This window comes from Enterocloster sp. HCN-30185 (assembly GCF_037890305.1).
Taxonomy (GTDB): domain Bacteria; phylum Bacillota; class Clostridia; order Lachnospirales; family Lachnospiraceae; genus Enterocloster.
In genome coordinates this window covers 18,369-34,928 of the sequence record NZ_JBBKBT010000004.1, presented here as the reverse complement: position 1 = coordinate 34,928, position 16,560 = coordinate 18,369, and the positions used below count along the sequence as shown (strand labels likewise).

Sequence of the window (16,560 nt, the reverse complement as noted above, 5' to 3'; positions counted from 1 at the left end):
CCTCCTTCATTTATTGGATGTTCTTAATACTCTATGCGGTAAAACGTGTTCACTGCAATTCAGTAGCAGAGGACCATCTATTCTTTGTCACAACGGAATCAGTTTATCACAGATCCGCTTCATTTGCAACCGTTTTTTTTACATAAATATGAACCTTGTCAATCCGGTTTTTATTGACTTTTTCCACTACCAGACGGACTTCTTCTGTGTCCACCTCTTCTCCTTCTGCCGGAAGATGCTCCAGACGGTCGATCATAAAACCGCCCAGTGAATCAAAATCTTCTGATACAAGCTCCAGGCCAAGCCGGTCATTGATATCGTCCAGGTTCATGGAACCGTCTGCCAGATATTCTCCTTTGGAAATCTCCTTAAGCTCGTCTTCCTCATCTGCATCAAATTCATCCCTGATATCGCCTACGATCTCCTCCAGGATATCCTCCAGCGTGATCAGGCCTGCGGTTGCACCATACTCATCCAGAACGATCACGATATTATTTGATGTCTTTCGCATCTCGATCATGAGTTCGGAGAGTTTCTTTGACTCAAAGGTAAACAGGGGCTGGCGCAGGTAGTCGCGGACGGAAAAAGCGGCTCTGTCCTCCAAAAGGATCAGATCCTTCATGTTGATAATGCCGATGACATTGTCGGTGTTGTCCTCATAGACAGGAAGGCGGGTATAATGATCCCTGCGGAAAATTTCCATCAGTTCCTCATAGGACGCCTCCACATCTACAAAGCTCATGTCGATCCTGGGAACCATGATATCTCTGGCAACAGAGTCTCCCAGATCGAACACATTGTTGATCATCTCTTTTTCTTCTGATTCGATCACACCCTTTTCGTGACCTACCTCTACGATCGTTCTCAGCTCATCTTCCGTAATACTGTCTGTCGGCTTGTTGGGATCCACGCCCAAAAGACGCAGAACCCCGCCGGAGAGCAGGTTTACAACAAAAATAACTGGTGTCAGTATGGTCATGAGAAGGCAGATTACTCTCGCAAAGCGAAGGGCGTTTTTTTCTGCCTCCAGAGTAGCTATGGTTTTTGGCGTAATCTCTCCAAAAAGCAGCACTAAAAGAGTCAACACTCCGGTAGCCGCTCCTACGGCCTGGCTTCCGAATACATCCGTTACCAGCACGGTAAGCATGGAGGACGCAGAAAGATTAACCACATTGTTTCCGATCAAAATGGCTCCCAGCATTTTGCTCTGATCCCTTCTGGCCTTTAAAACCCAGGCTGCCGCCTTATCTCCGTTGTCTGCAAGATTTCGTATACGGATCAGATTCACCGTTGTAAGGGCGGTTTCCGAAGAAGAGAAAAACGCCGAAAGCACCAGACAGACCACTACTAACACCAAACGTATGACGACCGTATCACCTGATAGATCCAAAATTCATCAACTCCTATTTCTTTTGTTTATTTTTTATTTTTACACAGGTTTCAAGGAATTTTACACTAGAAGCCCTTCCCTTGTCAATAAGCGTTAAAATTTTTACATACTTTCCTTTAAAGCCATGACCTTAAAATAGCCCTTTAATTCCTCTGCCGTGCACTGTTTTTCATTTAAAAGCTTCTTTACCAGAGCCATCTGGCGGCGCACCTGTTTTCCGGCGCTCTCTCCGCATTCCGGATCCACAAGCTTTTCAATGTATGTTTCCAGTTCCTTTAAAATGCTCTCCTGTCCCAGTTCAGACTTAAGGCTGTCCAAAAACTTCTGCTCCTTTAAAGTCAGACTGGCTTCTGCCAGAAGATCCGGACGGCGCTCAAGGGTGCGGCGGATGGATTGCTCCCGTCTCCAGGCTTCAATATTTTTATGATGGCCTGTGAGGAGAACCTCCGGCACCGGACGGCCTTCAAAGACCTCCGGGCGGGTATACTGGGGATACTCTAAAAGATTGTCATAAAAGGACTCTATTTCTGCAGAATCTCCGTTCCCCAGCACCCCTGGCACCAGTCGGGAAATGCAGTCGATCATCACCATTGCAGGAAGCTCCCCTCCGGTAAGGACAAAATCCCCAAGAGAAAGGTACTCTGCACCGATGGCCTCCAGAGCCCGCTCATCAATGCCCTCATAGTGGCCGCAGAGGAATACAAGCTCTTCCTCCTTAGACAGCTCCTCCGCAATCTTCTGGTTAAACCGCTGGCCCTGAGGGGTCATATAGATTACTCTGGGACGGCGGTTTAAGCGGCGGCACAAATCCTCATAGGCATCGCACACCGGACCGGGCTGCATTACCATGCCTGCTCCGCCGCCATAAGGCGCGTCATCCACATGGCGGTGCTTGTCCCTTGAATAAGTCCGAATGTCCACCGCCTCTGCCTGAATGGCCCCGCTTTCCATGGCCCGTCCTGTGATGCTGGTGCCAAGACCATCCATAACCATGTCAGGAAACAGGGTAAGAATATGAAAATTCATGTATATTTACTCCTTCCATCGGTTTTTCAGCTTTGTCTGAAGCCGGTACAGGGTATTTAAGGCATCAAGCGGCGTCATAGTAGAAAGTTCCAGGCCGTCCAGCTCCTTAATAATATCATCATCCTTTACCGTATCAAAGAAGGTAAGCTGCTGCAGATCCACCTCATCCGGCTTTGGAACCGCCCTGTGCTGGGTCACATTGGCATTCGCCTGAGCGATTTCCTTTGCACGGGCCGTAATATCATTTTCACTGAGCTCTCCGGCGATCTCCCTGGCGCGGCTGATCACAGAATCCGGAACCCCGGCCAGCTTTGCCACCTGGATTCCGTAGCTCTTATCTGCGCCGCCCCGGACAATCTTCCTTAAAAATACAATATCGTCTCCCTGCTCCTTTACTGCAATACAGTAATTTTTCACGCCTGCAATGGTACCCTCTAATTCCGTCAGCTCATGGTAATGGGTAGCAAAAAGCGTCTTTGCTCCCAAAAGCTTTGTGCTGCTGATGTGCTCGATCACGGCCCATGCGATCGAAAGGCCGTCAAAGGTGCTGGTGCCGCGGCCGATCTCATCCAGCACCAGAAGGCTGTTCCTTGTGGCGTTTCTAAGGATATTTGCCACCTCGGTCATCTCCACCATAAAGGTACTCTGTCCGCTTGCTAGATCATCCGAAGCGCCCACACGGGTAAAAATACGGTCGCAGATACCGATATCCGCCTCCTGAGCCGGTACAAAGCTTCCTAACTGTGCCATTAGCACGATCAGAGCCACCTGGCGCATATAGGTAGATTTTCCCGCCATGTTGGGACCGGTAATTACGGAAAGACGGTTCTTTCCATTGTCTAAAAAGGTATCATTTGCCACAAACAGATCATCCCGCATCATCTGCTCCACTACCGGATGGCGGCCGTTCTTGATGTGGATCACGCCCTTTTCATTGATAGAGGGCTTGACGTAATTGCGGCGGGTCGCCACAGAGGACAGGGAACAGAACACGTCGATTCCCGCAATGGCTCTGGCCGTCTGCTGGATCCGTACTACCTGGGAAGAAATGGAATCCCTTACCTCACAGAACAGATCGTATTCCAGGGCTGTCAGCTTTTCCTCCGCCCCCATGATCACATCCTCAAGCTGCTTTAGCTCATCTGTGGTAAAGCGCTCTGCATTCGTAAGCGTCTGCTTGCGCACAAAATAGTCCGGCACTATGTCTTTAAAAGAATTTGTCACTTCAAAATAATAGCCGAACACCTTATTGTACTTGACCTTCAGGGTTTTAATGCCCGTCTTTTCCTTTTCACGTGCTTCTAACTCAGCTAACCAGGTCTTTCCCTCGGTTTTAGCATTGCGCAACCGGTCGGCTTCCTCGTGGAAGCCTTCCTTAATGATACCGCCGTCTCTCACAGTAATGGGCGGATCATCTACAATGGAACGGTGGATCAGATCCCAAATATCTTCCAAAGGATCCAGCTCGCTCTCAAGCTCCTTTAAAAGCCCGGTCTGAAACTCTCCAAGAAGGCGTTTGATATGGGGCAGCATTTCCAGAGAGGTCTTAAAGGCAATGAGGTCTCTGGGACTGGCTGTCTTATAGCTGATCCGTCCGATCAGGCGCTCCAGGTCATAAATGGGATTTAAATACTCTCCCAGCTCCTCCCTGGAAATATAATTCATATTCAGCTCTTCCACCGCATCCTGCCGCCGGATGATCTCATCTTTGTGGATCAGCGGCTGCTCGATATAGCTTCGCAGCAGCCTGGCGCCCATGGCTGTCTTTGTCCGGTCAAGAACCCACAAAAGAGTGCCCCTCTTCTGTTTTTCCCGCATGGTTTCCACAAGCTCCAGATTCCTTCTGGTAGAGGTGTCGATCACCATATACTGGCCGGTGCGGTAGGGTGTGAGGGAGGTAATATGCTCTAAGGTGCTCTTCTGAGTCTCATACATATATTCCATCACCGCTCCTGCTGCAATGATCCCCGTAGCATAGTCCTCTAATCCCAGCCCGCTTAATGAATTTACCTTAAAATGCTCCTTTAATACTTTTTTACAGGATTCATCCCCAAAGAAATGGCTGTCCAGAGCGGATATGATGACCTGATACCGGTTTTTCAGTTCATCCAGGTCTACCCCAGACATATAAAATGCATTGTTGCAGATGATCTCAGAGGGAGAAAATTTATTGATCTCATCAAACAGCTCCCGGTCAGAATCCACTTCTGTAACCAAAAATTCTCCCGTACTGATATCTGCGGTGGAAATACCGTAGCGGCCGTCCACATAGACAATTCCCATCAGGTAATTATTTTTCGTCTCATCCAGAGCCTGAGCGCTGGTAATGGTGCCCGGCGTTACCACCCGGATAACCTCTCTCTTTACAAGCCCTTTTGCCTGTTTTGGGTCTTCCATCTGCTCTGCAATGGCTACCTTAAAACCCTTTTGAACCAGACGGTACAGATAGGAATCCACTGCATGATAGGGAACTCCGCACATGGGGGCGCGTTCCTTAAGGCCACATTCCTTTCCGGTCAGCGTAATCTCCAATGCTTTGGAAGCTGCCAGGGCATCGTCGAAAAACATTTCGTAAAAATCGCCCAGACGGTAAAACAGGATACAGTCCGGATATTCTTTTTTTGTCTCCATGTAATGCTGCATCATGGGAGACAGCTGTGAAATATCAATCTCCACGATCACGCCTCCCCTGAATCCTCATGGATCCGTCCCATGTAGTAAAAGCCCCTGCTCTCTTCCAGATAAACATCTACCAGGGAACCGATCATAGACGCATCTCCCGGAAAATGTACTACGGTATTATTTGACATACGGCCCGTCATCAGCTCAGGAGAATGGTCGTTTACCTCCTCCACCAGCACCTGCTGCACCGTATGCACATCCCGTCCGCAGACCTCTGCGGAAATATCCTGTACTTCTTTTAAAAGACGGTCAAAGCGTTCCTTTACCACGTCCTCAGGCACCTGGTTTTCCATGGCCGCCGCAGGAGTTCCCGTGCGCTTGGAATAGATAAAGGTAAATGCACTGTCAAAGCGTACGTTTCTTACCACATCCAGGGTTTCCTCAAAATCCTCTTCTGTCTCTCCTGGAAAGCCCACGATAATATCCGTCGTCAGGGAAATACCCGGAACAGCGGCCTTGATCTTTTCCGCCAGAGCCAGAAACTGCTCCTTGGTATATCTTCGGTTCATCTCCTTTAAAATGCGGGAGCTCCCGGACTGAAGGGGCAGATGGAGATGGCGGCAGATCTTTTGGGACTCTGCCATTACCTGAATCAGTTCATCCGAAAGATCCTTTGGATGGGAGGTCATAAAGCGTATCCGCTCCAGTCCCGGAATCTTCTCAATCTCGCGAAGCAGCTCTGCAAAGGTCATGGGCGTCTCCAGATTTTTGCCATAGGAGTTTACATTCTGCCCCAAAAGCATTACCTCCACTACGCCGTCTGCCACCAGCCGCTTGATTTCCTTTATAATCTCCTCCGGCTTTCTGCTGCGCTCCCTGCCCCGGACATAGGGGACAATACAGTAGCTGCAGAAATTGTTGCAGCCAAACATAATATTGACGCCGGATTTAAAGGAATATTTGCGCTCCACCGGAAGATCCTCCACGATCATATCCGTGTCCTTCCATACGTCCACCACCATGGTGTGTTTTGTATGGACGCCTTCCTCCTCGTTCAGAAGCTCTTCCTGGCGTTTTTCCAGGCAGATGCTGATCAGCTCTGCCAGCTTAAAAATATTGTGGGTCCCAAAGATCAAATCCACATAGCGGTAGCTCTTTCTGATCTTTTCTACCACTTCCTTTTCCTGCATCATACAGCCGCAGAGCGCGATCATCATATGGGGATGCTTTTTCTTTCTTGCTCCAAGCTGTCCTAAACGGCCGTAAACTCTCAAATTGGCATTTTCACGAACTGTACAGGTATTATAGAGAACAAAATCCGCCTCTTCCGTGTCCGATGCCACATAGCCGATGGCTTCCAGGATCCCTAAAAGTTTCTCCGAATCTCTGGCGTTCATCTGGCAGCCAAAGGTATTGATACAGCAGGTCAGAGGACGGCCCAAACGATCCTTAAAAACCTCCAGCTGCTTCTTTGCTTTTTCCATAAAATACTGCTGGCGTTCCGGTTCACAGGCCGGAGGAGCGCCGTGCAGCGCCTCATAAGAGATGTTTGCAGATAATTCCATGTATGTTTACTCCTGTTCTGATGGTATAATGTTTCTTTTCCGGTAACGTAAGGCGGCTGGGCAGATAAGCCCAGCCGGTTCCGGTGGTAATCTCTATTTATTCCACAGGTCCGAATTGGGAAAGAGGATAATAACAGAATAATACCTTTGCTATGATCTTTTCCTTTTTTACGAACTTGTTTTCCCAGTATCTGGCATCTCTGGAATTGTTGCGGTTGTCGCCCAGCATGAAATAGCTTCCCTCAGGCACTGTGTAAGGACCGTAGGAGCCCTCCATAGGCTCAGGAAGATAAGGTTCCTCTAAGGGTGTGTCAGAGCCATTAATATAAACCTTTCCGTCTACGATCTCCACCGTTTCTCCCGGAAGGCCGATCACGCGCTTTACATAGTAAACGGATTCATCATCCGGGTAATGGAAAATCACGATATCTCCCCGCTCCGGGTCATCGGTTAAGTAGGAAAGCCTGGAGCCGATCACACGGCTTTTGGTCATAATGGTATTTTCCATAGAACCGCTGGGAACACGGCTGTTGGCAATAATGAAATTATTCAGCACAAGGGCAATGATCACAGCTGCCGCAATAATCTGGATCCAGCTGATGATCTCCTTTTTCAGATCAAAGGGCTCCTCCTCTTCTTTCTTGCGGCTTCTGCCCTTCTTTTCTTCTTCTAACATATAAATAAGTTCCTCTCTTCTCAGCTGCGGATCTGGCCGTCTCCGTAGATGATATACTTGGTTGTAGTCAGCTCCTTTAAGCCCATAGGGCCTCTGGCGTGAAGCTTCTGGGTGCTGATCCCGATCTCCGCTCCAAAACCGAATTCCTCTCCGTCGGTAAAACGGGTGGAGGCATTTACGTACACAGCTGCCGCATCCACCTCATCCAAAAACTTCTGTGCGTTAAAATAATCAGAAGTGATAATGGCCTCAGAATGACCGGTATTGTATGTATTGATATGCCGGATGGCTTCATCCAGAGAATCCACCAGCTTTAAGGACAGGATGTAATCCAGATATTCCGTTCCCCAGTCCTCCGGCTCTGCCGGCTTAAAGGACGGTTCAATGTCTCTGGCTGCCTCATCCGCCCGGATCTCCACCTGCTTTTCTTCCAGTTTTTTCCTTAATAATGGAAGGAAGTCCGCTGCAATTTTTCTGTGGACCACCAATGATTCACAGGCATTGCAGACCCCGATCCTCTGGGTCTTTGCATTGAAGATAATATCCAGAGCCATATGGAAATCCGCAAACTCGTCTACAAAAATATGGCAGTTTCCTGTTCCTGTCTGGATCACAGGCACGGTACTGTTTTCCACAACCGTACGGATCAGTCCGGCTCCGCCTCTGGGGATCAGCACATCCACATACTGATTTAAGCGCATCAGTTCTCTCGTAGTTTCCCGGCTGGCATCTTCAATGAGCTGCACAGCATCCTCCGGCAGTCCCGCACGGACAAGACCGGTGCGGATCCATCTTACAATAGCCTTATTGGACTCTCCGGCATCGCTTCCACCCTTTAAGATCACAGCATTTCCGGACTTAAAGCACAGGCCGAAGGCGTCGGCTGTCACATTGGGACGCGCCTCGTAGATCATGCCGATCACGCCTAAAGGCACCCGTTTCTGGCCAATTTTTAAACCATTGGGACGAAGCTTCATGGAGATGACTTCTCCCACAGGATCCTCCAGAGAAGCGACCTTTAAAAGTCCGTCTGCCATGGATTGAACTCTGGCCGGAGTCAAACGCAGACGGTCTAAAAGTCCCTGGCTCATGCCCTTTTGCCGTGCCATCTCATAATCTGCCTCATTTGCAGCAAGGATCTCATCCTCGCCCTCAAGCAGCGCTCTGGCTGCTTCCTCCAATCCAATATTTTTTTCTCTGGAGCCCAGGCTGTTCAGTATTCTGGAAACTGCCCTGGCCTGACCGCCGATCTCATTTAATGTCATATTCCCTCTGCGCTCCTTTTCGCTCATTCTCCGGGCTGCTACACCTCTTTGATACCGCCGTATTTCTTTCCAAGATCTGTAACAGATCCGTCCTTTTCTACGATAGAAATATTATTTAAATTATTTCTCAGGCTTCCTCTGATTGCTGCAAGATACTCCCTGCGCAGAGCCGCCTGCTCACTTTTTTCTTTCTCCGTCAGTCCTACAGACTTGGATTTATGGTAAAGTTCGTTGATCCGATCTATCTTTTTTGCGTCCATTTTCTCCTCCTGTCCTTAATACTCGTTATTTAAGTAATGCATCAGGTCAAAATCCAGATTAGTATGGGCTAAAAACAGGGTTCCTGTTTCTTTCCCTCCTACAATTTCCATTACTGCCTCTACATGGTCTCCATTGGCAATTACCATATCCGCTCCGCTGTCTGTGGCGATCCGGGCTGCTGCCAGCTTGGCAGACATACCTCCTGTGCCCACATCGCTTCCTGAGGTTCCCTTTCCCATGGAAAGAAGCTCCTTTGTGATTTCCGGCACAAAACTGATAAAGCGGGCTTCCTTATTAGTTCTGGGATCATCTGTATAAAGACCGTCAATATCCGATAAAAGGATCAGAAGATCTGCTCCGATCAAAGCAGCTACGATCGCGGAGAGGCGGTCATTGTCTCCAAAGCTGTCCACATAAGGAATCTCAGAGGTGGAAACGGTATCGTTTTCATTTACAATGGGAATCGTTCCCAGATTTAAAAGCTCCTCAAAGGTATTCTGGGCATTGTAGCGGGAAGCGTCATTTACCATGGTATCCTTTGTAAGAAGCACCTGAGCGGCTGTCTGGTTGTATTCCGCGCAGAGCTTCTGATACATCATCATCAGCCGGGCCTGCCCCACAGCGGCAAAGGCCTGTTTTTCCGCCAGGGAGTCCGGGCGCTTGTGATGGCCCAGAGCCTGCCTTCCTGCGGCAATGGCGCCGGAAGATACCAAAACCACGTCCTTTCCCTGTCCTCTTAAATCGCTTAAGGTGCGGATCAGCTTCTCTATTTTCATAAGATTTAACTCCCCTGTTTCCGGATGGGTTAGAGAGGAGGAACCAATCTTAATGACGATTCTTTTTTTATCCTTCAGGTTCTTTCGTTCCTGTGCTTCCATGATACTGCTCCTTTTTCTTCTGCTTTCAGGCGCTGAAACGCCATGTTTTTTATCTTACACCAAATTTGATAGCCCGTCAATTTTTTTATCCCTCAAGTTCTCCCGTTTTCTCCTTAAGAGGCCGGTATCTGCGGATCAGCTCCTCCGCTACCTTGATGCCGTCCATGGCCGCGGAGGTGATCCCCCCTGCATAGCCTGCCCCTTCCCCGCATGGAAAAAGGCCGCGGACCGCACTTTCAAGCGTTTCATCTCTGGGAATCCGAACAGGCGATGAAGTGCGGCTTTCAATTCCTGCCAGAATCGCATCCGGACAGTCAAAGCCCTTTATCATATGGCCGAAGCCTTCCATAGCCTCTATAAAAGAAGCAGACAATGCCTCCGGCAGGACCCGGCGCAGGTTCGCAAACCCATACTGCCCCCTGAAAGCCGGCCGAACCTTGCCAAAGTGATCTGAAGTGCAGTCCGAGATAAAATCTCCATAAAGCTGTACCGGGATGTTTCCTCCGGCTGCCTGATACGCCTTTTCCTCCAGTTCTCTCTGGAAGTAAATTCCGCTTAGAGGATTTTTCTCATCATTGTCGTGAGAAAAATCCTCTGGGGTCACAGACACAATGATCGCGCTGTTGGCATTCTCTCCTGCCCTGTCATGGTAGCTCATACCGTTTACGGCCAGTCTTCCAGGCTCAGAGGACGCATTTACCACATATCCGCCTGGGCACATGCAGAAGGAATAGACCCCTCTGCCTGCTGTAGTCTGCCGGGTCAGCTTATAACTGGCAGGTCCTAACGCGCTACACTCCTCCATGCCGTACTGGCTCATATTGATCATGGCCTGAGGATGCTGGATACGCAGTCCCACGGCAAAGGCTTTCGCCTCCATAGGAACGCTGTGGCGGTAAAGTGTCTCAAACGTATCCCTGGCGCTGTGTCCTACTGCCAGTACAGCGGCATCTGTATACAGGAGTTCTTTTCCATTAATCTCCAAAGCATACAGCTTTCCATCCTTTATCCTAAAATCCGTAACCTGACTTAAAAAACGCACAGTTCCGCCCAGAGACTCGATCTCCTGGCGGATGGATTTTACGATCCGGCTTAAAACATCCGTTCCAATATGAGGCTTATTCTGATAGCAGATGGAAGGGTCTGCACCGAACTGAGAAAGAATTTTAAGAACCTCTCTGTTTCGTCCAAAGGTATCCTTTACCAGCGTATTCAGCTTTCCATCTGAAAAAGTGCCTGCTCCGCCTTCACCAAACTGTACATTGGATGCTGGATTTAATACCCCATCCTTCCAGAAAGCTTCCACCCGTCTGGTTCTGGCGTCTACGTCCTCACCCCGCTCTAAAAGAATGGGGCAGTATCCTTTTCTTGCCAGCATCAGACCGCAGAACAGTCCGGCCGGACCAGTCCCGATAATAACCGGAGGGTATGCCAGAGGGGCAGTTCCACACTCCGGCAGGCAGTATGGCTTCTCATGGCTGATTGATAAATTACGATCCTTTTTTTTTCTGACAATGGATTCTTCCCTCTTTGAGCCTCCGGATTTTAAAGTCACATCCACAATATAGCTGTAAAAAATTTCCGGTTTCTTTCTGGCGTCAATGGACTCTTTTATAATATCGATTTTCAAAATATCAGCAGGAGAAATCCCCAGTATCTTTGCCGCTTTCTGCAAAAGTTTTTCTTTTTCGTACTCCAGAGGCAGCCTCAGCTGATTAATCCGTATCATATGTATTTATTTTCCTCTTTCTTTATTTTCTGTGCGGCTTCTCTATTCCGGCTGCCGACTGTCCGGCGATCCATCCGCTGGACCATGCAAACTGCAGATTATATCCGCCGCAGATCCCGTCTACATCCAGAAGCTCTCCGGCCAGATAAAGCCCCGTCCTTATTCTGGACTCCATGGTATCCGGATCCACCTCTCTTGTATCAACTCCTCCGCAGCACACCTGAGCATTGGAAAATGGATTTACGGACATAACAATGGCCTCATAGCTTTTAAGCTGATACAGGATCCGTTCCAGCTGGCGGTTTCCAAGACGTTCACAGAGAGCAGATGGATCCATACCGGACAGTTTGATCAGCACCTGCGCAAGTTTTCTGTTTAACATTCCCGTAAAAAGCTCTCCCACTGGCTTTTCCTTCAGCATGACTGCCCGTTTTTTAAGAAGACGGAACGCCTCATCTTCCTTCCAGGATGGCATAAAGTCAATACTGGCTCTTACTCTGGAACCCTTGTCCAATGCCCTTGAAGCGTAACGGCTGATCTGAAATACCGGAATCCCGGACAGGCCGTAATCGGTCAGCTGCAGCTCCCCTTTATCCTCTGCCATGCATATACCGTCCGCCAGAAGACGGATCCTGGCCTCTGTGCGGATTCCTGCCAGCTGTTTATAAAGCGTTCCCTGGCACCGAAGCTGCACCAGCGCCGGAAGAGGCTTAATTACCTTATGGCCTAAAGCTTTCGCAAGTTCATAACCGCTTCCGTCCGAACCGGTAGAAGGAGCGGCCTTGCTTCCTGCCGCCAGAATCAGGGTATCTGTATGAAGCGTTCCCTGGCTGCTCCGGATCAGAAATCCCCCGTCCCTCTGGGGCTTTATGACAGATACCTGACAGGAAAGAAGCACCCTGATCCCAAGCCGCTCCGTCTCCCACCGAAGGACATCAAGAACAGACGCTGCCTGATCGGAATTAGGATACACATATCCGTTCCTGTCTTTTGGCACGATTCCCAGATACTTAAAAAACTCCAGCGTTTCCTCCACGCCAAAGCCTTGAATTACCTTCATGGGAAAATCCTTCTGGCTGCAGCGGTAGCATTCCGGCTCCATCCTGTAGTTCGTCAGATTGCATCTTCCGTTCCCGGTAGAAAGGATTTTCTTTCCAACCCGGTCCATATGTTCGATCAGAGTCACCTGCGCTCCCGCTCTTGCAGCCGAAATTGCTGCCATCAGCCCGGAAGCCCCTCCTCCTATAATTCCAACTGTTCTGTTTTTCATCTGTTTTGTTTTACTCCTGACTGCAACAGGGGCGGCAGATTCCGCCCGCTGAAACATTTTCTTTTAACTTGTATACGATTCCAGATAATGGTATACATCCATCATAGAGGGAAACCAGATTCCCTCCATCAGCCGCGCTCTCTCCCTTTCCGGAAAATCAGTGACCGGAATATGGGTATACAGACAGATAGTGCTTTTATCGCTGCAGAATACCAGTAAAAATCCTGCCTCAGATACCAGAAAGTATTCCTCCTTCGACTCTTCCTGTGTCATTTTTGCTGCCGGAAGAACCCCGCTCTGATTTACAGCCTCCCGTCCCTCCATATCCCGCACCGTCTCTGTTTCCAGTATGGTATTGGGAATCGGCTCTTCCTGACGGATGCGGTATCTGGTAAGCCCGTAGATAAGAACCAGACACAAAAAAGCGGTTCCCAAAAACAGCAGCGCATAGCAATACATTCGTTTCATGATCCTGACCTCCTGTAAAGCTAGTATCTGCGTTCTGCTGATTTTTAAACACAACTGTCCAGCCCGAAAATCTCTTTCTTTCTACATCAGGCGTACCCGTTTGCACAGGCGTACCAGACGGGTTCCCATAGGCATCTCCTTAAGTTCCTTTTCATCTATTGCCTTAAGCTTCACGAGAAGCACCCCATATACAGCCATAGAAACAGCCACCGGGGGAAATACCAGCACAGCCATTCCCAAACGGCCTCCGCTTAAAAGGGCCGGGCATAAAAAAACAAGTCCTTTATATATGCTCCAGGCGGCTGTTCCCATGAGCAGGGAACAGACAGAAGGAAGGATCACGGTCTTTTTGTATTCCTGGCGATATCCCGCATATCTGGCAATGCTGCGTCCATTTAACAGACACATCATAAATGCAAAAAGGATATTGGCAAATACCACGCTGAAAATCCCCATATGGAATATCATAAGGAACACCTCTACCAATATAATATGAACTGCCAGAGACAAAAACGCATGGCGCACCGGCACATCCAGCCGGTTTAGGCCCTGAAGCACCGCATTCGTCACCGTAGAAAGTGAAAAAAACACCACGGCCAATGCTCCTGCCATGGTAAGCCGGATCAACAGACTGTTATCCTCTCCTGCAAACAAAAGATTGCTCACCGGCTCTGCCAGCACACCGATTCCCACAGCCGCCGGAATGGCGATCAGCATGGAAAAACGCACGGCAGCAGCGATCCTCTGATTCGTTTCCTCCTGATTTCCGCTGGATACGGCCCGCGTCAGGGATGGGATCAAAGAAGAGGAAAGTGCATTTGAAACCGCCACCGGAATATTAAAAAGAAGCTGGTATTGGCCCAGTGCCCCCCAGAATACGGCAATCTCCTCACCGGTATAACCCAGGCGGTCCATTCCCTGTCCGAACAGGAAGTTGTCCACCACATTGGAACAGTTATAGACTGCGCTGCTTACAATGATCGGAAGAACTGTGATCGTCAGCACATACATAAGACGGCCGTAGCTTTCCGCCTTTGCCCTGCCTGAGCCATCCGCGGTGTGCACCGGAGCCGTCTCCTCTCCCAGTACTTCCCGCCCTTTTGAAAGAGTCAGCATCACAAAAAAAATAAAGGCCGTAGCTGCTCCTGCTCCTGTTCCTATAGTTCCTCCTGCAGCTCCTAACGCATAGGAATAATTCTGCGCCCCTCTCGCTGCATTCATAGCTGCTCCTGTCTGAAACAAAAGGCCGGCGGCCACTACGCTTACCACTGCATTGACAATCTGTTCCAGAATCTGAGACACCGCCGTTGGCACCATGGTGCCTGTTCCCTGAAAATAACCTCTTAAAACTCCCAGATAGGCCATAATCCAGATCGTCGGCGCCAGGGTTTTTAAGGCATAGCTGGAAAAAGGCGTTTTCATCAGCCCTGCAAATAAATCTGCTCCAAACCACAGTGCACAGCCTGCAATTCCGCCCGCAATGGTGGCATACAAAAGACCCGCCCGCAGGATCCTGCGGCAGTTCTCATACTCTCCCCTTGCAAGGCGTGAAGAAATCATCTTGGAAATAGCCACCGGCATACTGTAGGAAGAAAGGATAAGCAGAATATTGTATACATTATACGCTGAGGTATAATATCCATTTCCCTGCTTTCCAATAATATCATTTAAGGGCATACGGTAAAGCATCCCGATGATCCGCACCAGGATGCCTGCCATAGCCAGAATACTGCCCTGAACCACAAAATCTGCAGCTCTTTTGGCTCCCTTTTTATTCATTGTTTTCATCTGTTTTTTGCTCCTTTTTCGTATCTCACTTAAGCACGATCCGATCAAAGTCCCTGGTATCTGTGATAGAGACCGTCAGAAGCGTCATAGATAAAACAGGCACATTCCTGCTTTCTGCATCAGCGGGTATACCCCCTGGTTTCCAGGATCGCTCTCTGGCGTTCCTCCATCAGCAGACGTTCCTCTTCCTCCATATGATCGTAACCGCAGAGGTGAAGCATGCTGTGAGCCACTAAAAATGCCAGCTCCCTGGTCTGGGAATGGCCGTACTTTTCAGCCTGCTCTTCTACCTTCTCTACGGAGATCACAATATCTCCCAGCATCAGTTCTCCTGTCTCCGGATTAAAATAATCCTCCACCGCATCCTCTACATGGTCAAAATCTGAAGGAGCCTCATAGTCTACCATAGGAAAGGACAGCACATCCGTAGCCGAATCAATCTGCCTGTGATCCCGGTTGATCTCCCGGATGGTCTCATTATCCGTAAGGATTACATTTACCTCTGCCTCATAAGGGCATTTTTCATAGTCCAGTGACGCTTCCACCACATCCTTTATAATGGTTTCATAGGGAAGCTCCAGTTTCTTTTCTGCCTCATATTCAATGGAAATGGTCATCGTATTTACCTTCCTTTATCTCTGGGAGTCCTCTTTTTAGGCTCCGCTTTCTTCTCATAGTCATCATAAGCCTGTACAATCTTCTGAACCAGCGGATGGCGCACCACATCCGAACTGGTAAGATAGCAAAAGCCGATGTCATCAATGCGTTTTAATACTTTTAAGGCCGTATCCAGTCCGGACACAGCTCCTGACGGCAGATCCTTCTGGGTCTGATCACCTGTGATAATAACCTTGGAGCCGAAGCCGATACGGGTCAGGAACATTTTCATCTGGGCCGGAGTGGTATTTTGGGCTTCATCCAGGATAATATAGGCATTATCCAGGGTACGTCCTCTCATATAAGCTAATGGTGCCACCTCGATCAGCCCCTTTTCTGAATTGTGCAGATAACTCTCCGCTCCCATAATCTGATACAAAGCATCATAAAGAGGCCTCAGATAGGGATCGATCTTGCTCTGAAGATCTCCCGGCAAAAATCCCAGCTTCTCCCCCGCCTCAATCGCCGGACGTGTAAGGATGATCCGCCCAACCTCTCCGTTTTTAAAGGCCTGGATCGCCATAGCCATAGCAAGATACGTCTTTCCCGTTCCCGCCGGGCCGATTCCAAAGACGATCATCTTTTTGCGTATGGCATCCACGTAATGCTTCTGTCCAAGCGTTTTGGGCTTTACCGGCTTTCCCGTAATGGTTCGGCAGATGATATCCTTATCAATCTCCAAAATCTGTCCGTCTTCTTCTGTAAATGATAATGACAGAGCGTAATCTACATTCTGCTCTGTAATGGCATTTTGACGCATGGAAAGCTGGATCAGATTGTTAAATACACTTCTCGCCTGGGATACCGCCTTTTCCGGCCCGATGATCTTAATCTCGCCGTCCCTTGCGATCATCGTCACATGAAGGGTGCGCTCTATTTTCTTTAAGTACGCATCGAACTGACCGCAGACATTCTGTTCATGTTCTGCGGGAATATCGATCATTGTTTCAATTACACTCATTCGG

14 protein-coding genes are annotated in these 16,560 nt (G+C 49.0%); all 14 read right to left on the bottom strand.

The window, feature by feature from the left end; genetic code table 11:
• Positions 1-106: 106 nt before the first annotated feature.
• The 14 genes from WKT10_RS05890 to WKT10_RS05825 all read right to left on the bottom strand — a co-directional run bounded on the left by WKT10_RS05890 (position 107) and on the right by WKT10_RS05825 (position 16,556).
• Entirely contained in the window at positions 107-1,390 is a 1,284-nt protein-coding gene (locus WKT10_RS05890; protein WP_066548863.1) for an HlyC/CorC family transporter, read from the bottom strand.
• 102 nt (positions 1,391-1,492) lie between these two features.
• Positions 1,493-2,416 (bottom strand): tRNA (guanosine(37)-N1)-methyltransferase TrmD, encoded by a 924-nt coding sequence (gene trmD / locus WKT10_RS05885; protein ID WP_066548864.1) that lies wholly within the window; start codon positions 2,414-2,416, stop codon positions 1,493-1,495.
• A gap of 6 nt (positions 2,417-2,422) precedes the next feature.
• On the bottom strand, positions 2,423-5,062 hold the full coding sequence (gene mutS / locus WKT10_RS05880) for a DNA mismatch repair protein MutS (RefSeq protein WP_340276412.1): 2,640 nt from the start codon (positions 5,060-5,062) through the stop codon (positions 2,423-2,425).
• A 32-nt stretch (positions 5,063-5,094) separates the two neighbouring features.
• Positions 5,095-6,603 carry a tRNA (N6-isopentenyl adenosine(37)-C2)-methylthiotransferase MiaB gene (gene miaB, locus WKT10_RS05875; RefSeq protein WP_296038286.1) on the bottom strand — a complete coding sequence of 503 codons (1,509 nt, stop codon included), beginning with the start codon at positions 6,601-6,603 and terminating at the stop codon, positions 5,095-5,097.
• A 97-nt stretch (positions 6,604-6,700) separates the two neighbouring features.
• Entirely contained in the window at positions 6,701-7,279 is a 579-nt protein-coding gene (gene lepB, locus WKT10_RS05870; protein WP_296038287.1) for a signal peptidase I, read from the bottom strand.
• 20 nt (positions 7,280-7,299) lie between these two features.
• A complete protein-coding gene (locus tag WKT10_RS05865; protein ID WP_337433326.1) occupies positions 7,300-8,544 on the bottom strand; it encodes a glutamate-5-semialdehyde dehydrogenase in 1,245 nt (414 codons plus the stop codon).
• Between the two features lie 38 nt (positions 8,545-8,582).
• Entirely contained in the window at positions 8,583-8,804 is a 222-nt protein-coding gene (locus tag WKT10_RS05860) for a DUF896 domain-containing protein (protein ID WP_317438801.1), read from the bottom strand.
• A 15-nt stretch (positions 8,805-8,819) separates the two neighbouring features.
• Entirely contained in the window at positions 8,820-9,683 is an 864-nt protein-coding gene (gene proB / locus WKT10_RS05855; RefSeq protein WP_337433249.1) for a glutamate 5-kinase, read from the bottom strand.
• A gap of 85 nt (positions 9,684-9,768) precedes the next feature.
• On the bottom strand, positions 9,769-11,412 hold the full coding sequence (locus tag WKT10_RS05850; protein ID WP_337433248.1) for an NAD(P)/FAD-dependent oxidoreductase: 1,644 nt from the start codon (positions 11,410-11,412) through the stop codon (positions 9,769-9,771).
• Between the two features lie 22 nt (positions 11,413-11,434).
• A complete protein-coding gene (locus tag WKT10_RS05845) occupies positions 11,435-12,682 on the bottom strand; it encodes an aminoacetone oxidase family FAD-binding enzyme (protein ID WP_066548879.1) in 1,248 nt (415 codons plus the stop codon).
• A gap of 63 nt (positions 12,683-12,745) precedes the next feature.
• Positions 12,746-13,153, bottom strand: coding sequence for a hypothetical protein (locus WKT10_RS05840; protein WP_337433325.1), 408 nt, complete (start codon positions 13,151-13,153; stop codon positions 12,746-12,748).
• A gap of 78 nt (positions 13,154-13,231) precedes the next feature.
• Positions 13,232-14,938, bottom strand: coding sequence for a putative polysaccharide biosynthesis protein (locus tag WKT10_RS05835; RefSeq protein WP_337433247.1), 1,707 nt, complete (start codon positions 14,936-14,938; stop codon positions 13,232-13,234).
• Between the two features lie 119 nt (positions 14,939-15,057).
• The gene (ybeY, locus tag WKT10_RS05830) at positions 15,058-15,555 is read right to left on the bottom strand and encodes an rRNA maturation RNase YbeY (protein WP_066548882.1); all 498 of its coding nucleotides are present in this window, start codon (positions 15,553-15,555) and stop codon (positions 15,058-15,060) included.
• Between the two features lie 5 nt (positions 15,556-15,560).
• Positions 15,561-16,556 carry a PhoH family protein gene (locus WKT10_RS05825; protein WP_337433246.1) on the bottom strand — a complete coding sequence of 332 codons (996 nt, stop codon included), beginning with the start codon at positions 16,554-16,556 and terminating at the stop codon, positions 15,561-15,563.
• Between the last annotated feature and the right edge of the window lie 4 nt (positions 16,557-16,560).

What these genes read in the sequence shown, in the direction of transcription:
- proB (WP_337433249.1), bottom strand. Translation starts at nt 9,683, where the DNA reads ATGGAAGCACAGGAACGAAAGAACCTGAAGGATAAAAAAAGAATCGTC.
- WKT10_RS05850 (WP_337433248.1), bottom strand. Translation starts at nt 11,412, where the DNA reads ATGATACGGATTAATCAGCTGAGGCTGCCTCTGGAGTACGAAAAAGAA.
- mutS (WP_340276412.1), bottom strand. Translation starts at nt 5,062, where the DNA reads ATGATGCAGCATTACATGGAGACAAAAAAAGAATATCCGGACTGTATC.
- ybeY (WP_066548882.1), bottom strand. Translation starts at nt 15,555, where the DNA reads ATGACCATTTCCATTGAATATGAGGCAGAAAAGAAACTGGAGCTTCCC.
- WKT10_RS05825 (WP_337433246.1), bottom strand. Translation starts at nt 16,556, where the DNA reads ATGAGTGTAATTGAAACAATGATCGATATTCCCGCAGAACATGAACAG.
- WKT10_RS05835 (WP_337433247.1), bottom strand. Translation starts at nt 14,938, where the DNA reads ATGAAAACAATGAATAAAAAGGGAGCCAAAAGAGCTGCAGATTTTGTG.
- lepB (WP_296038287.1), bottom strand. Translation starts at nt 7,279, where the DNA reads ATGTTAGAAGAAGAAAAGAAGGGCAGAAGCCGCAAGAAAGAAGAGGAG.
- miaB (WP_296038286.1), bottom strand. Translation starts at nt 6,603, where the DNA reads ATGGAATTATCTGCAAACATCTCTTATGAGGCGCTGCACGGCGCTCCT.
- WKT10_RS05860 (WP_317438801.1), bottom strand. Translation starts at nt 8,804, where the DNA reads ATGGACGCAAAAAAGATAGATCGGATCAACGAACTTTACCATAAATCC.
- WKT10_RS05865 (WP_337433326.1), bottom strand. Translation starts at nt 8,544, where the DNA reads ATGACATTAAATGAGATCGGCGGTCAGGCCAGGGCAGTTTCCAGAATA.
- trmD (WP_066548864.1), bottom strand. Translation starts at nt 2,416, where the DNA reads ATGAATTTTCATATTCTTACCCTGTTTCCTGACATGGTTATGGATGGT.
- WKT10_RS05845 (WP_066548879.1), bottom strand. Translation starts at nt 12,682, where the DNA reads ATGAAAAACAGAACAGTTGGAATTATAGGAGGAGGGGCTTCCGGGCTG.